20 protein-coding genes are annotated in these 17,748 nt (G+C 61.8%); 12 read left to right on the top strand and 8 right to left on the bottom strand.

Annotated elements, in window-relative coordinates; all coding sequences use genetic code 11:
- Positions 1 to 89: 89 nt before the first annotated feature.
- A complete protein-coding gene (locus tag Q0O19_RS10185) occupies positions 90 to 1,409 on the bottom strand; it encodes a Y-family DNA polymerase (RefSeq protein ID WP_295522630.1) in 1,320 nt (439 codons plus the stop codon).
- Positions 1,410 to 1,663: 254 nt separating this feature from the next.
- Between Q0O19_RS10185 and Q0O19_RS10180 the strand changes: the two genes are divergently transcribed.
- From Q0O19_RS10180 to Q0O19_RS10170, 3 genes are all read left to right on the top strand, one after another.
- Complete coding sequence (locus Q0O19_RS10180) at positions 1,664 to 2,191, top strand: heme-binding protein (RefSeq protein WP_295522628.1); 528 nt, start codon at positions 1,664 to 1,666, stop codon at positions 2,189 to 2,191.
- A gap of 87 nt (positions 2,192 to 2,278) precedes the next feature.
- The gene (locus tag Q0O19_RS10175; RefSeq protein WP_295522626.1) at positions 2,279 to 2,635 is read left to right on the top strand and encodes an HNH endonuclease signature motif containing protein; all 357 of its coding nucleotides are present in this window, start codon (positions 2,279 to 2,281) and stop codon (positions 2,633 to 2,635) included.
- 40 nt (positions 2,636 to 2,675) lie between these two features.
- The gene (locus Q0O19_RS10170; RefSeq protein WP_295522624.1) at positions 2,676 to 3,083 is read left to right on the top strand and encodes a dihydroneopterin aldolase; all 408 of its coding nucleotides are present in this window, start codon (positions 2,676 to 2,678) and stop codon (positions 3,081 to 3,083) included.
- Between the two features lie 41 nt (positions 3,084 to 3,124).
- Here Q0O19_RS10170 and cho read toward each other — a convergent pair whose 3' ends face one another.
- The 4 genes from cho to Q0O19_RS10150 all read right to left on the bottom strand — a co-directional run bounded on the left by cho (position 3,125) and on the right by Q0O19_RS10150 (position 6,372).
- Positions 3,125 to 4,000 (bottom strand): excinuclease Cho, encoded by an 876-nt coding sequence (gene cho, locus Q0O19_RS10165; RefSeq protein ID WP_295522622.1) that lies wholly within the window; start codon positions 3,998 to 4,000, stop codon positions 3,125 to 3,127.
- A 21-nt stretch (positions 4,001 to 4,021) separates the two neighbouring features.
- Entirely contained in the window at positions 4,022 to 4,453 is a 432-nt protein-coding gene (locus Q0O19_RS10160; RefSeq protein WP_295522620.1) for a LexA family transcriptional regulator, read from the bottom strand.
- Positions 4,454 to 4,615: 162 nt separating this feature from the next.
- The gene (locus Q0O19_RS10155) at positions 4,616 to 5,431 is read right to left on the bottom strand and encodes a fumarylacetoacetate hydrolase family protein (RefSeq protein WP_295522618.1); all 816 of its coding nucleotides are present in this window, start codon (positions 5,429 to 5,431) and stop codon (positions 4,616 to 4,618) included.
- A 47-nt stretch (positions 5,432 to 5,478) separates the two neighbouring features.
- Positions 5,479 to 6,372 (bottom strand): MBL fold metallo-hydrolase, encoded by an 894-nt coding sequence (locus Q0O19_RS10150; RefSeq protein ID WP_295522616.1) that lies wholly within the window; start codon positions 6,370 to 6,372, stop codon positions 5,479 to 5,481.
- Between the two features lie 93 nt (positions 6,373 to 6,465).
- Between Q0O19_RS10150 and Q0O19_RS10145 the strand changes: the two genes are divergently transcribed.
- Together Q0O19_RS10145 and Q0O19_RS10140 are read left to right on the top strand one after the other, a co-directional pair.
- Positions 6,466 to 7,143 (top strand): transglutaminase family protein, encoded by a 678-nt coding sequence (locus Q0O19_RS10145; protein ID WP_295522614.1) that lies wholly within the window; start codon positions 6,466 to 6,468, stop codon positions 7,141 to 7,143.
- Positions 7,140 to 7,514 (top strand): hypothetical protein, encoded by a 375-nt coding sequence (locus Q0O19_RS10140; RefSeq protein ID WP_295522612.1) that lies wholly within the window; start codon positions 7,140 to 7,142, stop codon positions 7,512 to 7,514. The genes Q0O19_RS10145 and Q0O19_RS10140 overlap by 4 nt, the downstream gene beginning before the upstream one ends.
- Positions 7,515 to 7,530: 16 nt before the next feature.
- On the opposite strand, the gene Q0O19_RS10135 is transcribed toward Q0O19_RS10140, so the two are convergent.
- On the bottom strand, positions 7,531 to 8,736 hold the full coding sequence (locus Q0O19_RS10135) for a C45 family peptidase (protein WP_295522610.1): 1,206 nt from the start codon (positions 8,734 to 8,736) through the stop codon (positions 7,531 to 7,533).
- Between the two features lie 155 nt (positions 8,737 to 8,891).
- Here Q0O19_RS10135 and Q0O19_RS10130 point away from each other — a divergent pair, with 155 nt between their 5' ends.
- From Q0O19_RS10130 to Q0O19_RS10115, 4 genes are all read left to right on the top strand, one after another.
- Positions 8,892 to 10,394, top strand: coding sequence for a M81 family metallopeptidase (locus Q0O19_RS10130; protein WP_295522608.1), 1,503 nt, complete (start codon positions 8,892 to 8,894; stop codon positions 10,392 to 10,394).
- A 227-nt stretch (positions 10,395 to 10,621) separates the two neighbouring features.
- Positions 10,622 to 11,590 carry a 4-hydroxythreonine-4-phosphate dehydrogenase PdxA gene (locus Q0O19_RS10125; protein ID WP_295522606.1) on the top strand — a complete coding sequence of 323 codons (969 nt, stop codon included), beginning with the start codon at positions 10,622 to 10,624 and terminating at the stop codon, positions 11,588 to 11,590.
- Entirely contained in the window at positions 11,587 to 12,546 is a 960-nt protein-coding gene (locus Q0O19_RS10120; protein ID WP_295522604.1) for a tripartite tricarboxylate transporter substrate binding protein, read from the top strand. The genes Q0O19_RS10125 and Q0O19_RS10120 overlap by 4 nt, the downstream gene beginning before the upstream one ends.
- Before the next feature lie 58 nt (positions 12,547 to 12,604).
- Entirely contained in the window at positions 12,605 to 12,823 is a 219-nt protein-coding gene (locus Q0O19_RS10115) for a MarR family transcriptional regulator (protein ID WP_295522603.1), read from the top strand.
- Here Q0O19_RS10115 and Q0O19_RS10110 read toward each other — a convergent pair.
- Both Q0O19_RS10110 and tsaD read right to left on the bottom strand, forming a co-directional pair.
- Entirely contained in the window at positions 12,811 to 14,091 is a 1,281-nt protein-coding gene (locus Q0O19_RS10110; RefSeq protein ID WP_295522600.1) for a branched-chain amino acid ABC transporter substrate-binding protein, read from the bottom strand. The two genes, Q0O19_RS10115 and Q0O19_RS10110, sit on opposite strands and share 13 nt — an antisense overlap.
- A 65-nt stretch (positions 14,092 to 14,156) precedes the next feature.
- Entirely contained in the window at positions 14,157 to 15,200 is a 1,044-nt protein-coding gene (gene tsaD / locus Q0O19_RS10105; RefSeq protein WP_295522599.1) for a tRNA (adenosine(37)-N6)-threonylcarbamoyltransferase complex transferase subunit TsaD, read from the bottom strand.
- An 87-nt stretch (positions 15,201 to 15,287) separates the two neighbouring features.
- Here tsaD and Q0O19_RS10100 point away from each other — a divergent pair, with 87 nt between their 5' ends.
- Genes Q0O19_RS10100 through cobA form a run of 3 tightly spaced genes read left to right on the top strand, consistent with a single transcriptional unit; the run spans position 15,288 to position 17,714 of the window.
- A complete protein-coding gene (locus Q0O19_RS10100; protein WP_295522598.1) occupies positions 15,288 to 15,977 on the top strand; it encodes a substrate-binding domain-containing protein in 690 nt (229 codons plus the stop codon).
- 52 nt (positions 15,978 to 16,029) lie between these two features.
- Entirely contained in the window at positions 16,030 to 16,932 is a 903-nt protein-coding gene (ybiB, locus tag Q0O19_RS10095; RefSeq protein WP_295522597.1) for a DNA-binding protein YbiB, read from the top strand.
- Positions 16,929 to 17,714: a uroporphyrinogen-III C-methyltransferase gene (cobA, locus tag Q0O19_RS10090; RefSeq protein ID WP_295522594.1), complete on the top strand. Its 786-nt coding sequence runs from the start codon at positions 16,929 to 16,931 to the stop codon at positions 17,712 to 17,714. The genes ybiB and cobA overlap by 4 nt, the downstream gene beginning before the upstream one ends.
- Positions 17,715 to 17,748: the final 34 nt, after the last annotated feature.

The following is a 17,748-nucleotide window of genomic DNA, read 5'->3' as shown; positions in this document are numbered from 1 at the left end:
GGCCGTGGGCAACGCCGCCAATGTGCTGCCCATCATCCAGTTGGCCACACCCCAAGCCGCCTAAGCTCAAGCCACGGCTCGGGTGCACCTCAAGCGTCCATCTGAACCGTGAGCAAATGGGCCCAATCGGTGGTGTAAGCCGGGCTTTTGAAGTCTTGCTTCATGTGCCAAATTTGAGCAGTGTGGCCCACGCCTGCGCTGCCCAGCTTCAGGCTGCCCCGGCCGTGTCGCAGGTTGATCTGGTCGATGGCCCGCATCAAGCGCGTGCGGTTGGCGGGTTGGGCATCACCTGCATGGCGCGACAAATCGAGCGTCATCTGCTGGCGCGTGGCCGGCTGCAAACCCATCAGCATGACGCCCGCCTTGGCATACAAAAAACCCGGCTGGTAAATATTGCCCAGCAAAGCCATGGCCGCCTGGGTGATGTGCGCACTGTCGCTGGTGGGCACGGGCAGTGGCAGGCAGGCGCTGCGGCTGTACTGCGCGTCTTGCTTCCTGAACGGGCTGGTGCGGATGAACACCAACACCTGCGCTGCATGGCCCTTTTGTTTGCGCAACTTTTCTGCGGCGCGGCAAGCGAACTCGGTCACGGCTTGCTGCAGATCGGCCAGCGCAGTCACCGGACGGCCAAAGCTGCGGGTGCAGGCGATTTGCTGTTTCGGCGAAGGTTCGTCTTCAAACTCAAAACACGGCGTGCCCTGCAACTCGCGCACGGTTTTTTCCAGCACCACCGAGCTCATGGCTCGCGCAGCTGCCGGACTCATGTCCACCAAATCTTGTGCGGTGGTGATGCCCTGCACCCGCAGCCGCGCAGCAATGCGAGGACCCACACCCCACACATCGCCCACGTCGGTGGCCTGCAACAACTGACGCAGTTCCTCTGGACTGCATGCACCCAAGTGGCAAATTTGCGCGTGCTGCGCGGGGTAGCTGCCGGGCTTGCGCTCGGCGCTTTTGGCAATCGCATTGGCGAGTTTTGCGAGGGTTTTGGTGGGTCCGATGCCAATGCAGGTTGGAATGCCGATCCATTGCAAGATGCGCCTGCGAATTTGCCGGGCACGGCGCACCAAATCGCCAGGGATGCTGCTGAGATCGATGAAACTTTCGTCGATGGAATAGACCTCTTGCTGGTGGCCCAGGCCTGCGGCCAGGCTCATCATGCGGTCGCTCATATCGCCATACAAAGAAAAATTGGCCGACAGCGCGATCAAACCCGCGTCGCGCTCCAACTCATGCAGCTGAAAGTAAGGTGCGCCCATCTTGATGCCCAGCGCTTTGGCTTCGTCGCTGCGGGCGATGGCGCAACCGTCGTTGTTGGACAACACCACCACCGGCCGGCCCTGCAACCAAGGCTGGAAAACACGTTCGCAAGAGACATAGAAGTTGTTGCCGTCGACAAGGGCATACATGGGACGAAAAGGTGTGGTCATGGGACTGGGGATTGATAAAATACTGTACGAATAAACAGTATATAGAGAGTCGCCTTTTGGAGGCCAACCCCACCTGACTTTTGTAGGCGGGAATGCGCTGCAAACGAGCTCTGTTCGCCATCGGGCAGATACACAAGCCCGAAATTTGCTGTAATGACGACTCACGAAAGACCCCAATGCGCTGGCTTTTTTTATTCTTGTCTCCCCTCTGGTTCCTTTTTTGCGAGGCTGCCATGGCCGTTGAAGAACCGCGTTACACCGTGTTGGTTTCAGATCCACCTTTTGAGGTGCGCCGCTACGCCGCCTTCACAGTGGCGCAAACCCAAATCAGTGGCGACTTCGACGCCGCGAGCCGCAGCGGCTTTCGACGCATTGCGTCTTACATCTTTGGCGATAACCTGCAAGCTGGACTGGGCGCGCAACGCAAGATTTCGATGACAGCGCCCGTCACAGTCATTCCCGAGGACCAAGGTTGGCGCGTGCACTTTGTGATGCCGTCCAACGAAAGCCTGCAGACCCTGCCCCAACCTCTGAACCCACAAATCCAGTTGCGCACTGTGTCCGAGCACGAGACGGTGGTCGTGCGCTTCAGCGGCTTCACCACGCAAGCCAGCATCCAGGAGCAAACCGAGCGTTTGAAGGCTTGGGCGCAGGCTCGCCAACTCAAGCTCAGCCCCACGGCCCAAATCGCGCGCTACGACGACCCGTTCACGCTGCCGTGGAACCGGCGCAACGAAATCCTGATCGACCTGATGCCCTGAAAACCTCTGGGATCAATCGCCCGGTGCCACATGCGCCGCTGGCGGTCTGTTGTAGCCTTGCACCATGGTCAACACACTGGTTCTGCCGTGACGGGGCGCGTTCGCAAAAAGCTCATTCAAGCTCAGCTTGAAGCCCTGCCCGTCCCCCGCAGCGGCGACACAGTCTGTCCGCTGTGCGAACGCTCCATTCCGCCCAGCCAACAAGACGCGCACCATTTGGTGCCCAAGTCGCACGGGGGCCTACAGACAGCGGTGCTGCACCGCATATGCCACCGCCAAATTCACGCCCTGTTCACCGAGACCGAATTGGCCCGCCAATACGCCACCGTCGAAGCCTTGCAACAGCACGAAGCGATGGCTCGCTTCATCCGCTGGGTGCAAACCAAACCCGATGCATTTTTTGAAAAAAGTCGCAAGAGCCAGCGGCTCAAAAGCAGGCACTGAGCCCCGGAACACCAATCCACGAACTTGCCCCTTAACACCCATGACCATGCCCACCTCGACCACCAGCCAGATCGAACTGAAAGACTTTCGTCTGGCCACCCACATTGGCACCTACGCCCCAGGCGACACCGTGCCCGAGTACCACGCGCTGGATTTGACGCTGTGGATCCACTCTGATCTGGTGTTGATTGCCCAAGACGGCATGGCCCATGTGTTCGATTACGACCCTTTGGTGATCGAGATCGAGCGACTCGCAGCCGATGGACTTTATGAAACCCAAGAGCGGCTGATGACGCGCATCGTGCAGGCCTGTGCGGCTTACACCGCGATCGAGGCGCTCGACATCGGCTTGCGCAAATTCCCGGTGCGCGCAGGCAGCGGCTTTTTGGGTGTACGTTTGGCAGTTGACGGCGCACAACTGCAACGCATGCGAGACGACCGACGCTGAAAGCACTCAGGGCGTTAGCAGTTGGATTTTCATGGTCTGGTTCACAACAACACGATCTCGACACTTTGCGTGAGCACCGGACGGCACAAGATTTTGTAGCTGTCGGCATCAAAATGGGTGACCACTTGGCGGGCTGTTTGGCTCAGTTCCTGGGCCGCTTCGGCGCTGGTGGCGCTGCCCAGATAGCACCAGTGCTTGACCACGTGGATTTGAGTGAATTCGGCATCGCGCTCGACCAAGCCCACAGCACCTTCGTAGGGCCAGCATTCCACACGCAGCGCCAGCAAGCTGCTGAACAGGCGCTCGCGGTGCGCCTCGGGGCTTTCATCGCCCCGGCACACCCCCGCGCATTGGCGAATGGCCGCCCGAAAGCAGGCTTTGCCAAGAGGTAACTTTTCCAGACCCAAGGGGCCGTAACAAAGTTGGTGCTGGTCGGCCACGGCACGCAGCGCATTCAGCGCAGCGTGGCGGCTGGCGTACAGGCCATACAGGTCGGGCTGGGTGGCAAAGTCGATGTCTTTGGAATACACCACTTGCGGCATGTCGCCCGCCATTTGCAAGCTGCACAACTGCTTGTTGCGGCGCAATTTTTGGTTGAACAAAGGGTGTTGGGCCTTGATCATTTGCGCTTCCAACAGCAGCGCGCCGATCTCACCGGCCGTGCGGATGTGGCTGATGCACTGGGTTTGCCGCAGCATGCGGGCTTCGTCTTCGGTGCGCAGGTGTGAAAGCAGTCTGGCGCGGATGTTGATGCTTTTGCCGATGTACAGCGGCAAGTCGCCCTCTTGCCCATGGAAGGTGTAAACACCTGCGCCGGTCGGGGCGTCTTCGATGGCTTCGCGCAAGTGCTGCGGGTATTCATAGACCCGGTTGGCGTCAAAGTCATCGCGACGGTGGCGTGGAGAAATGGTGGCCATGTCAGGGCAATCCGAGGCTAATCAGGTTTGGTGCTGGTGAATGGTCGCGACCACCACACCCCAGACTTCGACACTTTGGCCATCTTTGGGCACGATGTCGGGGTAATGGGGATGGGCCGCCTGCAAGCGGATGCCCTCGCCTTGCAAGCGCAAGGTTTTGCAGGTGAAGTCGCCATCGATCACGGCCAGCACGATTTGTCCGTCCGCTGGGGTGATGGCGCGGTCGACCAGCACCACCGAGCCATCGAGGATGCCCGCATCGCGCATGCTTTCACCGCGCACACGGATGTAAAACGTGGCCTGCGGGTGCTTGACCAGCTGCTGCATGAGGTCAATGCGCTCGACTTGATGGTCTTCGGCGGGCGATGGGAAACCCGCCGCGATGCTGGCAGGCAAAGCCTGCAACCACCAGGGTCCGGGGGGCAGGGCTTGGGGCGTGTCAGGGGCGTACATGGTCAGGATTGGGCTTTGTTTTTGGGCTTTTGCCCAATATACTGTTTATATTTACAGTATACTGACCTTGTCATGTTTTTTGCAGTTGCCTGACATTTTTGTTGATTCAAACCCCGGGCTTTGCGGCTCGGGGGCTTTTTCGGATCTGCAAGGTGCCTGGAGTCAGCGCATGTGGGCACTCAGACTGCCCAAGGGGGCAGAAAAATCGGCCCGCCAGTTCTCGCCAATTTGCAGGGGCCAGGCGTCGGTCCAAGTGCCTGTGGTGATCACATCACCCGCTTGCAGATCGGCCGCACCGGGGCATTGGCGCAGCTCTTTCAAAAAGTGGTGCAAAGCGTTCAGCGGGCTGTCGAGCACGTTGGTGCCGCTGCCCTGCTCCACCGCCTGGCCGTTCTTGAAGAGCGTGACTTGGGCTTGCGCCAGCAGGGTATGCAAGGCCTGTGCATCGGTGGCCAGCAGCTGGACGGGCAGGCGCTGGCCCACCAACAGACGGGCATGCAAGCCACTGTCGGCCATGGTGTCGGTGGCGGAGAATTTCCAGTCCAGGCAGTGCGACTGCACGACTTCAAAACCCGGTGCCAGCCAATCAATGGCTTCAAACAACTGCTGCATGCTGGCATTGGCCGGTGGCGTGGCCTTCATGCCGAAGACGATTTCAGGCTCCAACCGAGGCTGGCAGGTGTGGGCCAAGTCAATGCTGCCTTGGGCATGTCCGGGCTCAGACGCCTCGCCAAAGCGCAGGCCCGTGTCCCAGACCGTGCCCCACATCGGACCAAACACCTCGTAGCGCTGCCACAGGGTGCGGTTGGTGAAGCCGATTTTGTAGCCCTTGGGCGCTTCACCACGCTGCACGCGCAAGCGGCGCACGGCCAAAGCTTGTTGGTAAGCCGCGGCCGTGTCGGGGCCGCCCACCACGCCGGGCGGCTGGTCCCACAAACGGGCCTGGTCGTGGTGCTGCAAAAGTTGTTCGGGGGTCATGTGCCGTCTCCTGTTCAGGTGGATGTGAAAGCATTGCAAAAAAGAAGTCAAACCGCCACAAAGCGGCCATCTTCCAGAGTTTCGATTTCCCCTTCTGACTGCAACTCAGCCAGGTGCATGCCAATGGTGTGGCGCTCGGCGCAGGGCACAAAAGGCACGTCATAGCCTTGCGGGTACAGCAGGCGGCGGTTAACAAGTTCATCCAGACTTTGCGGGGTTTGCAGATAGCCCAACAGCTGCGCGCTGCGCTCGTCGATCTTGCCGGCAAAGCGCGCCAAATCCGCCAAGAACTGCGCCCGATCGGTGATCACCGCTTTGTGGTGCGAGGTGGCCCAGATGCGGACGTCCAGCTCGGCCACTTTGTTCAGGGTGTGCCGGAAGTCGCTCAAACTGGAGGTGGCATCGCCGTAATAGGGGCCAAAACCGCTCAGGTCAATGTCGCCAATGAAGGCCAGGCCTTCGCTCTCCACCACCAAGGCGCAGTGCCCCGCCGTGTGACCCGGCAAGTGGTGCGCCCGCACCCGCACGCCGCCGCCCAGCTCCCACAGCGCGCCATCGCTGTAGCCGGTGGCGTCGGGCCGGGGCTGGTAGTGAAAATCCTTTTGCACAATGGCCAGCATCGCATCCAGCACGTCCTGCGGGTAGCCGTAATGGCGGCACATGCCGTCCCAAGACTGGGCGGCGGCCAGGTCGGCCTCGTGCACCTGAACCGGGGCGTGCAGCAGGCGGTGCAGCCCGGCCATGTGGTCTTCGTGCACATGGCCCAGGATGACCAGGTCCACCGTGTCCAGCTCGGGGCCGATGCGGTTGGCCACCTCGGGCGTATCAAAGGCCACACGCATGTCGGCACCCTGCACGATCAGCTGGTTGCCGTCGGGGTATTTGCCCGACTTGTCGCCCAGGTGCACACGCACCGCACCGAAATTCAAAACCGAGGCCATGCCCGTGTCTCCTTGTGTTGCGCTGCAAAGCACGATCAAAGCACTATAGCCAGCGTGACAGACCGGCGCTGGCGCGCAGGCTACAGTGGCTCCATGACCGACCTGCCCTCCCCCGCCACGCTGGCCGCCACGGCCTTGATCGACAGCGACCACCCGGATGTGATCGCCTTTGCGCGCCAGCACGCGCAAGGCGCCACCGAGCGCGAACGCGCCGTGGCGCTGTACTTGGCGGTACGCGACCGGTTTCGCTACGACCCCTACCGCATCGATCTGTCACCCCAAGGCATGCGCGCCAGCTCGGTGATTGCACAAGGCTCGGGTTGGTGCGTGCCCAAAGCAGCCTTGATGGCCGCCGCCTGCCGCGCCGCAGGCCTGCATGCACGGCTGGGTTACGCCGATGTGCGCAACCACCTGAGCACCGAGCGCTTGCGCCAGACCATGCAGACCGATGTGTTCATTTGGCACGGCTATGCCGACATCTGGTTGGACGGCCAGTGGGTCAAGGCCACGCCCGCCTTCAACATCGAGCTGTGCGACAAGTTTGGCCTGCTGCCGCTGGAGTTTGATGGGCAGAACGATTCGATCTACCACCCCTTTGACAAGGCGGGCCACCGGCACATGGAATACGTGAACCAGCGCGGCACATTTGACGACATGCCGCTGGCCCAGATCGTGGCTGATTTCCAAACCGTGTACCACGGTTGGATGGCCGACAACGACCCGCTGCAAAACGCCAGCTTTGCGCAAGACGTTGACAAGGAAACACGATGACCCCGCGCCAACTGGTGTTGCTCGATTCGATTGCGCTGGTCAACGCCAGCCATGTCGGCACAGTGATCGTGTCAGGCTCGCACGGGGGCTTGTCGGCCTCGCATTTTGTGACGGCGCAAACCCTCAAGCCTTTTGCGGTGGCCTTCAACGATGCGGGGGGCGGCAAGGACGATGCAGGCCGCGTCGCGCTGCATGAGTTGCAGGCGGTGGGCGTGCTGGCCATTTTGTATGCGCACACCTCAGCCCGCATTGGCGAAGCGCAAGACGGTCTGGACAACGGCGTGGTCAACGGCTTGAACGCTTTGGCACTGGCGCAGGGCCTGCAACTGGGCATGCGCGTCTCGGACGCGGTACGGCACCTTCGCGCCTGAGCGCGCCGTCTCGTACTCAGGCGGGCATGGCCTGCCAGGCCAAGGGCACGGCCTCAAACGCCACGCGGCTGGGCACGTCGCAAGCCACCCACATGGCGGGCGGCTGGGTATGCATGACGATACCGGCCACACTCTCGACCCGGCTTTCGGGTGGAACGCTGGGGTCGGGGCTGCGGCAAATGGACAAGAAACCATCGGACTCATCGCGCAAAAAGTGCTCCAGTTCAGCCCGCCCCATGGGCGTTTGCAAGGCGTGCTGACGGGCGGTGCTCAGGCGACTGTGACTCGATAAAGCGGGTGCCATGGGGGCTTGCTCGGACAACAGCGATTCACACACAAAATGGTTGGTGTGCACCACCACCCCATCGGTGGGCTTGACCTCGGCCCAGCCGGTGGGCGAGACCTCAAAGCAGGCGGCATGGCCCTCGGCGTCGGCACAAGGCACGTTGGAGGCCGCACCAAAACCCAGGCCCAGATCGGTTTGCAGAACTTGCAAACGCTCCCGCGCCTGCGCCACCGAAGAGCAGTCGAGCAAATGACGCAGCAGCACATGCACCGGCACACCCAAGCGACTGCCGTCACGCCCTGAACGCAGGATGTTCAAGCCCAAGGCAAAGCCCGACTGGTTGATGCCGATCTTGGCCAGCATGCCCGCCTCGGTCAACGTCGTGATGCTTTGGCCGCTGGGGCCTTGGGTGTGCAGCACCACCAGGGCTTGCCGCTGTCGGCCCATCCAGTCCCAGTTTTGCGCGAGCCAAGCTTGTCCGGTCTGGCTCGCGGCGGCGGTCACGCACATGGCGGTGCATTCGCCGTCGTGCAAGGCGTTATCCCAAGCGGCTTGCTCCAGCCAGTCGGGCAAGCCTGCGGCGCGGTTGGCAGCCAAAGCGATTTGGGCGACCACCTTCATGTCTGGTGCGTCTGACAAAAAGGTGGGCGGCAGGATTTCGGTGCGGCAATTCAGCGCCAGCAGGCTGCCCAGCGTCTGGCCGCTGCCCTCGGCCATGCCATGGAGCTCGGCCACCAGGTCGGCGTCAACCTGGGCAATCACGCCTTCAAAGCGCATGGCGCGCTCACAAGCTTGGGTCCAGTCGATGCCACACGCGGCAAACAATCGGGCATAAGTGACCACGCTGTGCTGGATGCGGTCTTGGGCCTGGCGGCCATAAATTTGGCCACGTTCAAAAGCCGAAGCGGCACCCAAAGTGTCGATGCAAGGGAACATGCGCCATCTCCATTCAAGGGGGTTCAGTCTCGATCCCTCAGGGCTGGCTGTCAATTCGGATAAACGCAGATCTTTGCCCAGGTTGGCACCTCGGTGACTGTGTCCGGCCAGCGCACGGGGTCATCATGGACCCCTGTTGAACTGGAGACCCTGCCATGCGTTTGCTGATCGCCATGATGATGCACGAGACCAACACCTTCTCGCCGGTGCCCACCGACTTGCAGCGCTTTGCGCTCGGACCAGGTGAAGCGCCGCCGCGTGGCGAAGCGGCCATTGCGGCGTTTCGCAGCACGGGCACGGCCACCGGGGCGTTCATTGATTTGGCCGAGCAGGCAGGAGCTGAGTTCGAAATGGCCTTGGGCGCACATGCCGCGCCCAGCGGGCTGGTGTTGGATACGGCTTACGAGGCCATGAGTGAAACGATTTTGCAAGCCGTGGCGCGCGGGGGCTTTGATGGCATCTTGCTGGACCTGCATGGCGCCATGGTGAGCCAAAGCCACGAAGACGGCGAAGGCGAATTGCTGCGCCGCATCCGCGCCATCGACGCCCAAACGCCCATTGGCGTGGCCTATGACATGCACGCCAACGTGTACGCCGACATGGTCGATCTGGCACAAACCGTGGCGGGCTACCAAACCTACCCGCATGTGGACATGTATGGCACCGGCATGCGAGCCGGTTCGGCCTTGCTCCAACTGCTGCAGGGGCAGGCCAAGCCCACCACGGCCTGGGGGCGCTTGCCCATGATCCCGCACATCATGCGGCAAAGCTCACTGGACGAACCCAACCGGTCCATCCAGGCGCGCGCCCAGCAAATGGAAAAAGAAGGCGCTTTGTGCGCCAGCGTGTTCACCGGCTTTCCCCATGCCGACATCGAAAACGCAGGTATGTCGGTGGTGGTGGTGACCGACAACGACCCGGAGCTGGCGCAGCGCCTGCGCGACGAGCTGATGCAAATGGCCTGGGACAGCCGCTCGCAATGGGTGTACGAGCTGGAGCCGCTGGCCGCGTCGGTGGCCCGTGCCAAGACCCACTCCGACTTTCCGGTGATGCTGCTGGACCATTACGACAATGCCGCCTCGGGCGGCACCATGGACACCACTGCCGTGCTGGCTGAGGTGCTGCGTCAAGGCTTGCGCAACGTGGCGGTGTTTGCGATTTTTGACCCGCAGGCGGTGCAAGAAGCCATCGCGGCCGGCATCGGCGCGCAGGTGCATTTGCAAGTGGGCGGCAAGATGGCCATGCCACTCATGCCGCACCACAGCGCACCCATCGAGTTGTCGGGCGTGGTCAAACTGATCTCGAACGGCAAATACCGCAACAAAGGCCCCATGAGCCAAGGTGCCCGCCAGAACATGGGCCAGGCGGTGGTGATCGACACGGGCGATGTGGAGGTGGCACTGATCTCGCGCCATGTCGAGCCTTTTGACGTGAACGCCCTGCTGTGCCTGGGCATCGACCCGACGCAAAAGAGTTTTGTGGTGCTCAAAAGCCGGGTGCACTGGCGCGCTGGCCTGGGTCACCTGGCCGGAGCCACGGTGGAATGCGCCGGGGCCGGGGCCTGCACATCGGACTACAGCGAGTTGCAGTTCAAAAACCTGCGGCGGCCGATTTACCCGCTGGACGCGGGGGTGGGCTGGTCAAAGGCCTCGCAGTAAGCACCAGGCTGCAGTCAACAGAGGCTTTGTTTCGCCACAAATGCGTGGTCCCTATTGAGCAGGTGGCATGGGCGAGCGTCGCTTCACTGGCTGGAGGGGTCTTGTGAAGGCATGGGGCTGGAAGTAAGGGGGAAAACCAGAGCTTGACCGGCTTGAATCGCCTGCTTAGCATGACGCGTTATGACGAATGACGCCTGTCCGCCAGCGCACTTGACCGAAAGCTTGACATGACACTGCCCACACTGGCCCTTTTTACTGGCGACCCTGCAGGCATCGGCCCAGAATTGGTCGAAAAAATGCTACAAAACCCTTCGTGGAAAACGCATGCCCAGGTGATCCTGATCGGCCAGAAAGGATCGATTCAAGCCCCCCCCGAAGTGGTCTGGCACGACTGGTCTGGTGCCAATGCCCCTTCTTTTGAGCGCGGCGTGGCCAACGCCCACAACGGTCGCTACATGATCGAGGCCTTGGCCGCAGGGGTGGACCTGGTGACGGCAGGCCAAGCCGATGCTTTTTGCTTTGCCCCGCTGAACAAGTCAGCCCTGCGCCAAGGCGGCATGACACAAGAAGACGAATTGCGCTGGTTTGCCGAACACATGCACTACAGCGGCGTGTGCGGCGAGCTCAACGTGCTGAAAAACCTCTGGACCGCGCGCGTGACTTCGCATGTTCCCCTGAACGAAGTCTCCAGCTTGCTGAGTCCGGACAAAGTGGCCGATGCGATTCGCATGATTTCGCAAGCCCTGCAGGCCTCCGGCGTCACCTGTCCGCGCATCGCGGTCTGTGGACTCAATCCGCACAACGGCGACAACGGCAACTACGGCGACGAGGAAGGCCGCATCATCACACCGGGGGTGCTCCAAGCTGCAGCCATGGGCTTTGCTGCCGATGGCCCATTCCCAGCCGACACCGCCTTTGTGCGCGCCATCCGCTCGCCGGGCGGTTACGACGGTGTGGTGACCATGTACCACGACCAAGGCCAGATCGCCATGAAGCTGATGGGTTTTGAGCAAGGTGTGACTGTGCATGGCGGCCTGCCCTGCCCCATCACCACCCCGGCACACGGAACGGCTTACGACATCGCAGGTCAGGGTGTGGCCAATCCCCAGGCCATGACCAACGCCTTTGAATTGGCGGCTCGCATGGCCACCTCTTGCCTTCAAAACCACACCACACCTCAGGAGACATTGTCATGAAGTTGAAGAAGATTTTGATCACAGCACTGCTGGCTACCCCATTGCTGGGTTGGGCGCAAAACTACCCCAACAAGCCGGTGCGCATCATGGTGGGAGCCAATGCAGGCGGCGGCACCGACATCATTGCCCGCATGTTGGCCGAAAAAATGGGCGAGGCCTTCAAGGGCTCGTTTGTGGTCGAGAACAAACCCGGTGCTTCCAACACCATTGCTGCCGACCTGACCGCCAAAGCCCCGGCCGACGGCCACACCCTGCTGGTGGCCACCAACACCGGCCAAGCCATTGCCCCTCACCTGATCAAACTCAGCTTTGACCCGATCAAGGACCTGACCCCTGTGGGCCTGATCGTCACGGTGCCCAACGTGCTGGTGGTGGGGGCCAATGTGCCCGCCAACAACGTGACCGAATTGGTGGCTTTGATGAAAGCCAAGCCCAACGAGTTCAAGTACGCGTCGTCCGGCGTGGGCAGCACCCAGCACATCGCGGGCGAAGGCTTTAACCTGGCCGCCGGGGTCAAAAGCATCCATGTGCCCTACCGGGGCAGCAGCCAGGCGCACCTGGACATCATCGGCGGGAACGTGCAAATCATGTTCGACACCACCTCCTCGGCCATGGGCCAAATCAAGGCGGGCAAATTCAAACCCCTGGCCCTGACCACGGCCACACGCAGCAGCGAGTTGCCCCAAGTGCCGACTTTGGCCGAGGCCGGTGTGAGCGGCTTCGAGATGAGCACTTGGTACGGCATGTTCGTGACCACCGGCACCCCACCTGAAGTCACTCAGCGCCTGCAAACCGAGCTGGCCAAAATTCTGAAAATGCCCGACATCCAGACCAAACTCAAAGGACTGGGCGGCGAGCCGGGCAGCATCACGCCCGAGCAATTTGCGCAAATGAACCGTCAGGAATTCACGCGCTTTGGCGATCTGATCAAGAAGGCCAACATCAAGCTGGAATAAGACCCACTCGGCCACACAAAGTGGCCACCAAGGCTTGGGCTGACGCGTCATCCATGTCATGCCCAGGCTGATGCACAGCGGGTCCACAGACCAAGCCGGACTGGCCCGTGGTTTGTGTTTGGACAAGGTGACGGTCCTGCACGTCGTGCGGGGCCTGGAAACCCGTGGTTGGCTCACCCGACAAGCCAGTGTCAAAGACCGCCGCCCAGATCGGGCCAGAACCCCATCGCGCTTTTCTGAGACGCCAGCGGATCTTCGTCAGTCTCAAGTCCCCTGAGGCCGCACCATCTTGCAGCTGCTGGGCAAACGGGCTTGCTCGGCCTTGATCTGCTGCACCACCTTGAAGCCATAGCCAGAGCCTTCCACATCAAACGGCACACCCACAGCGCCTTGGCGTTGCATCAACCCCACCACCAAAGGCTGCTGAAACTGGTGGTCTTCGGCGCGCATGAAGCCGGTTTGTCCGGCCATGCTGACCCGGGCTTTTTCCAGCGCCAGTGCCACGGCCACCGGTTCGGTGCTGCCTGCTTTTTCGACCGCCTGGACCCATGCCTCGACCATCAGCTGCATGCGCACATGCACATAGTCTTCCGAAGGTTTGGCAAAGCGCTGGCGAAACGACTGGTAAAAAGCTTCGCTGGCCCTGCCCGGCACGTTGGGCATCCAGTCGGCCACGGCGATCACTCGGTCCACACCTGCATCGCCCAAGGCCGCCGGGGCCCCCAGCGCATTGCCGTAAAAAGTGTAGAACTTGCCTTCGTAACCCGCCTCGCGGGCCGACTTGACCAACAGCGTCAGGTCGTTGCCCCAGTTGCCGGTGATGACCGCTTGGGCCCCACTGGCTTTGATCTTGACCGCATAAGGCAAAAAGTCTTTGACCCGGCCCATGGGGTGCAACTCGTCGCCCACCACCTTCACATCGGGGCGCTTGTCGGCCAGCTGACGCTTGGCCTCGCGCAACACGGCCTGGCCAAAGCTGTAGTCCTGTCCAATCAGATACACCGATTGGACCTTCTTGTCTTCACGCAACACCGTCATCAAGGCGGTCATGCGCATGTCGGCATGGGCGTCAAAACGGAAATGCCAAAAGCTGCATTTTTCGTTCGTCAACGCCGGGTCTACCGCCGAGTAGTTCAAGAACAGCACGCGTTTAGCGGGTTCACGCTCGTTGTGTTTGTTGATCGCGTCGATCAAAGCCGCCGCATTGGCCGAGGAATTGCCTTGCAAAACCACCTGCGCGCCGTCGTCGATGGCGGATTTCAGGGCCGACAGCGCTTCTTCGCTTTGCCCTTTGCTGTCGTAACGCTCCAGCACCAAAGTTTGCATGCCCAAAACGGTCTTGACGCCGCCGCGTGCATTGACACGCTCGACCGCCCAAGCGATGTTGCGCACCACGGCTTCGCCTGTGTTGCCAAAAGGGCCGCTCAAGCCCTCGATCAGGGCCAGTTTGATGGGTGCAGGCGATTGCGCCCACACAGGCGACAAACAAAGGGCCACCCACCAAGCCACCCCAATTCGGCGAGAAAAAATCACAGACAAACGCATAAGAACAATAGAACCCGATCGACGTCGGGTTGCGGTGCAAAAGGGCCGCAGTGTAACTGCTGCACTCAAACCACTTCGTGCAAAGGCCAGCGCGGTTTCACATCGAAGCTGTAACGCGCCTCGGCTTGTTGTACGCCGGCTTGCAAACGCATGGCCGCTGCCATCGCAATCATGGCGCCATTGTCGGTGCACAGGTGCAACTCGGGGTAATGCACGCGCACCTGGGCTTTGGCGCAAGCCATGTTGAGCTGGGCCCGCAGCTCGCGGTTGGCCCCCACGCCCCCGGCCACCACCAGGCGCTTCATGCCCGTGGCCTTGAGGGCGTTCATGGATTTCTTGACCAACACCTCCACAATCGCAGCCTGGGTCGACGCCGCCAAATCGGCGCGCTCGGGCGCGCCTTCGGTGTGGGCAGCAGGGCCAATCTTCTGGCTCTGCGTGAGCACCGCGGTCTTCAGGCCTGCAAAAGAAAAATCCAGATCACCACTGTGCAGCAAAGGCCGGGGCAGCTTGTAAGCGGTCGGGTTGCCCTGCTCGGCCAGGCGCGACAGCCCCGGACCACCCGGGTAGGGCAGGCCCATGAGCTTGGCCGACTTGTCAAAGGCTTCGCCTGCAGCGTCGTCGATGGTTTCGCCCAAAAGCTCGTAACGCCCCACGCCATCCACCCGCATGAGCTGGGTATGGCCACCCGACACCAGCAAGGCGATGAACGGAAATTCCGGCGGATCGGCGCTCAAGAACGGGGAGAGCAAATGCCCTTCGAGGTGGTGCACGCCCAGCACAGGTTTGCCCAAAGAGGCGGCCAACGCACAGGCCACACCTGAGCCCACCAACAAGGCCCCGGCCAGGCCCGGCCCCCGCGTGTAAGCCACCACGTCAATGCCGCTCAATGTCTCGCCCGCCTCGGCCAGCACCTGCCGCGTGAGTGGCAGCAACCGGCGAATGTGGTCGCGGCTGGCCAGCTCGGGCACCACGCCGCCGTAGGCCTGGTGCATCTCGATCTGACTGTAGAGCGCGTGCGACAACAGGCGCGGCAAAGACCCGCCAGTGGTCTCGACCAAGGCCACGCCCGTCTCGTCGCAAGATGATTCAATGCCCAAAATTCGCATGACAGCGAGTTTAAGCGGGGCGCGGGGGCTGACGCTGCCCTTGGCGATAATCCTTTGATGCAACGACACCCCTATGAAACGCCACACATGACCACACTCCGACTGATTTCCTCCATGGCCACCAAACCACTGCTGGCCGACCTGGTGGCGCTGTATGTGGCCCAGGCCCCGGCCGTTCAGGTCCAGGTCGAGTCGGTCGGCGGCGTCGATGCGGCCAAGCGCGTGCAAGCGGGCGAAGCCTTTGACGGCGTGGTGCTGGCCAGCGACGCCATCGACAAACTTGTGGCCAGCGGCCATGTGCTGGCCGGCAGCCGCGCCGACCTGGTGCGCTCAGGCGTGGCGGTGGCCGTGCCTGCGGGTCAGCCCCTGCCCGACATCTCCACCGAAGACGCCTTGAAACAGGCCGTTTACACAGCGTCCACGATTGGCCTGTCCACTGGGCCCAGTGGGGTTCAATTGGCCCAATTGTTTGAACGCTGGGGCATCGCCAAAACCATCGCACCGCGCATGGTGCAAGCCCCACCCGGTGTGCCCGTTGGCGCGCTGGTGGGCCAAGGCAAAGTGGCGCTGGGTTTTCAGCAACTGAGCGAAATGCTGGGCGTGCAAGGCATCACCATCGTGGGCGGCCTGCCCCCGGCGGTGGAGATCATCACCACGTTCTCGGGCTCGGTGGCCACATGCAGCGCACAGCCTGATGCCATGCGCGCGCTGCTGGCCTTCTGGCAGTCGCCCGCCTGCGACGCGCTCAAGCGCCAGCATGGCATGGCACCGGCCTGAAAGCCATACACATATAACGAACAGTTATCTCGCTTCCCGCACAATGGCTCGCATGGGAATCAGCCACTACATCAAGGACATCGGACGCGGCAAAGATGGCGCCCGTGCGCTCGGGCGCGCGCAAGCGGCTGACCTGATGGGCCTGATCCTGGACCAGCAGGTGAGCGATCTGGAACTGGGCGCTTTTTGCTTGGCCATGCGCATCAAGGGGGAGACCGCTGAAGAGATGGCCGGTTTTTTGGACGCCACCCATGCTCGCTTGCACAAAGTTCACACAGGCCAAGCGCCCACCGTGGTGCTGCCCAGCTACAACGGGGCACGCAAACTGCCGGTGCTCACGGCCTTGTTGGCCCTGCTGTTGGCCCGCGACGGCGTGGCGGTGGTGGTGCATGGCACGGCCACCGAAGACAAACGCGTGAGCAGCCAGGCGGTGTTGTCCGAATTGGGCATCTGCGCCTCTGACTCCTCCCCAGAGGTCAAAGCCGGTGAAGTGGTGTTTGTGCCCACGGGCGCGCTGAACCCGGGGCTGGAGCGCTTGCTGTCTGTGCGCCGCGTGGTGGGCCTGCGCAACCCTGGCCACAGCCTGGTCAAGCTCATGAACCCCTTTGCATCAGACAAAGCGCTGGTAGTGAGCAGCTACACCCACCCCGAGTATTTGCAATCCATGTCGGCCACCTTTGCGCTGACTGGCCAACACGCCCTGCTGCTGCGTGGCACCGAAGGTGAACCGGTGGCCGATGCAAGGCGCACCCCGGCGATGGACGTCTTCAACCAGGGCCAAACCCGGCGCGTACAGAACCCACAAGAAGGCGCTTTGGCCCAAGTGCCTGATTTGCCTGGCACCGACGCGGTGGCCACGGCAGCCTACATTCAACGCGTTTTGCGTGGCGAGCTGCCTGTGCCTCAACCGATAACGCTGCAAGTCCAACACATTCTGCGCGAGGTGAAGCCATGAAAAAACACACCAATGGCCGCTGCACCTTGGTCGGCGCAGGCCCGGGCGACCCGGAGCTGCTGACCCTCAAAGCGGTCAAAGCGATTGCCAGCGCCACCGTGATTTTGGTGGACGATTTGGTCAACGATGCCGTGCTCGAACACGCCGCCTCCAACGCCCGCATCGTGCATGTGGGCAAGCGCGGCGGTTGCAAAAGCACACCGCAGGCCTTCATCGACAAGTTGATGATCACCGCTGTCCAAGAAGGCGAGCATGTGGTGCGCCTCAAGGGCGGTGACCCCTTCATCTTTGGGCGGGGTGGCGAAGAGGTCGAACACCTGCGCCAAGCAGGCATCGATGTGACCGTGGTCAACGGCATCACTTCGGGCCTGGCGGGCATGAGCAGCTTGGGTGCCCCTTTGACGCACCGCGAGCACGCCCACGGCGTGGTGTTGCTGACAGGCCACGCCCAACCCGGCGACAGCGGCACCGATTGGGCGCAACTGGCCGCCACCGCACACCAAGCCAAACTGACCTTGGTGATTTACATGGGCGTGAGCAGTTTGGAGCGCATCAGCCAGGGATTGCTGAGCGGTTTGCCTGCCCACACCCCTGTGGCGGTGGTACAAAACGCCAGCTTGCCCACACAGCGGCAGGCCCTGACCACACTCGGTGATTTGTTGAACACCATGCAGCGAGAAGGCATGAAAAGCCCCAGCATCATCGTGGTCGGTGATGTGGTGCAAGGCGCGCGGGCTTGGCGACAAGCCACGCCGGTCACCTTGCCTCTTCGATCGGCCTGACCCGCCCTTTACACTCCTGACCCATGAGTACATG

It is taken from the genome of Limnohabitans sp. Rim8 (assembly GCF_945869175.1).
Lineage (GTDB): Bacteria > Pseudomonadota > Gammaproteobacteria > Burkholderiales > Burkholderiaceae_C > Limnohabitans_A.
The sequence above is the reverse complement of the archived record's forward strand: the minus strand, read 5'-3'. Positions and strand labels throughout refer to the sequence as shown.

Coding starts and splice junctions, on each gene's coding strand:
- Q0O19_RS10185 (WP_295522630.1), bottom strand. CDS start 1,409: ATGTATGCCCTTGTCGACGGCAACAACTTCTATGTCTCTTGCGAACGT.
- Q0O19_RS10180 (WP_295522628.1), top strand. CDS start 1,664: ATGGCCGTTGAAGAACCGCGTTACACCGTGTTGGTTTCAGATCCACCT.
- Q0O19_RS10170 (WP_295522624.1), top strand. CDS start 2,676: ATGACCATGCCCACCTCGACCACCAGCCAGATCGAACTGAAAGACTTT.
- cho (WP_295522622.1), bottom strand. CDS start 4,000: ATGGCCACCATTTCTCCACGCCACCGTCGCGATGACTTTGACGCCAAC.
- Q0O19_RS10160 (WP_295522620.1), bottom strand. CDS start 4,453: ATGTACGCCCCTGACACGCCCCAAGCCCTGCCCCCCGGACCCTGGTGG.
- Q0O19_RS10155 (WP_295522618.1), bottom strand. CDS start 5,431: ATGACCCCCGAACAACTTTTGCAGCACCACGACCAGGCCCGTTTGTGG.
- Q0O19_RS10150 (WP_295522616.1), bottom strand. CDS start 6,372: ATGGCCTCGGTTTTGAATTTCGGTGCGGTGCGTGTGCACCTGGGCGAC.
- Q0O19_RS10145 (WP_295522614.1), top strand. CDS start 6,466: ATGACCGACCTGCCCTCCCCCGCCACGCTGGCCGCCACGGCCTTGATC.
- Q0O19_RS10140 (WP_295522612.1), top strand. CDS start 7,140: ATGACCCCGCGCCAACTGGTGTTGCTCGATTCGATTGCGCTGGTCAAC.
- Q0O19_RS10135 (WP_295522610.1), bottom strand. CDS start 8,736: ATGTTCCCTTGCATCGACACTTTGGGTGCCGCTTCGGCTTTTGAACGT.
- Q0O19_RS10130 (WP_295522608.1), top strand. CDS start 8,892: ATGCGTTTGCTGATCGCCATGATGATGCACGAGACCAACACCTTCTCG.
- Q0O19_RS10125 (WP_295522606.1), top strand. CDS start 10,622: ATGACACTGCCCACACTGGCCCTTTTTACTGGCGACCCTGCAGGCATC.
- Q0O19_RS10120 (WP_295522604.1), top strand. CDS start 11,587: ATGAAGTTGAAGAAGATTTTGATCACAGCACTGCTGGCTACCCCATTG.
- Q0O19_RS10115 (WP_295522603.1), top strand. CDS start 12,605: ATGCCCAGGCTGATGCACAGCGGGTCCACAGACCAAGCCGGACTGGCC.
- Q0O19_RS10110 (WP_295522600.1), bottom strand. CDS start 14,091: ATGCGTTTGTCTGTGATTTTTTCTCGCCGAATTGGGGTGGCTTGGTGG.
- tsaD (WP_295522599.1), bottom strand. CDS start 15,200: ATGCGAATTTTGGGCATTGAATCATCTTGCGACGAGACGGGCGTGGCC.
- Q0O19_RS10100 (WP_295522598.1), top strand. CDS start 15,288: ATGACCACACTCCGACTGATTTCCTCCATGGCCACCAAACCACTGCTG.
- ybiB (WP_295522597.1), top strand. CDS start 16,030: ATGGGAATCAGCCACTACATCAAGGACATCGGACGCGGCAAAGATGGC.
- cobA (WP_295522594.1), top strand. CDS start 16,929: ATGAAAAAACACACCAATGGCCGCTGCACCTTGGTCGGCGCAGGCCCG.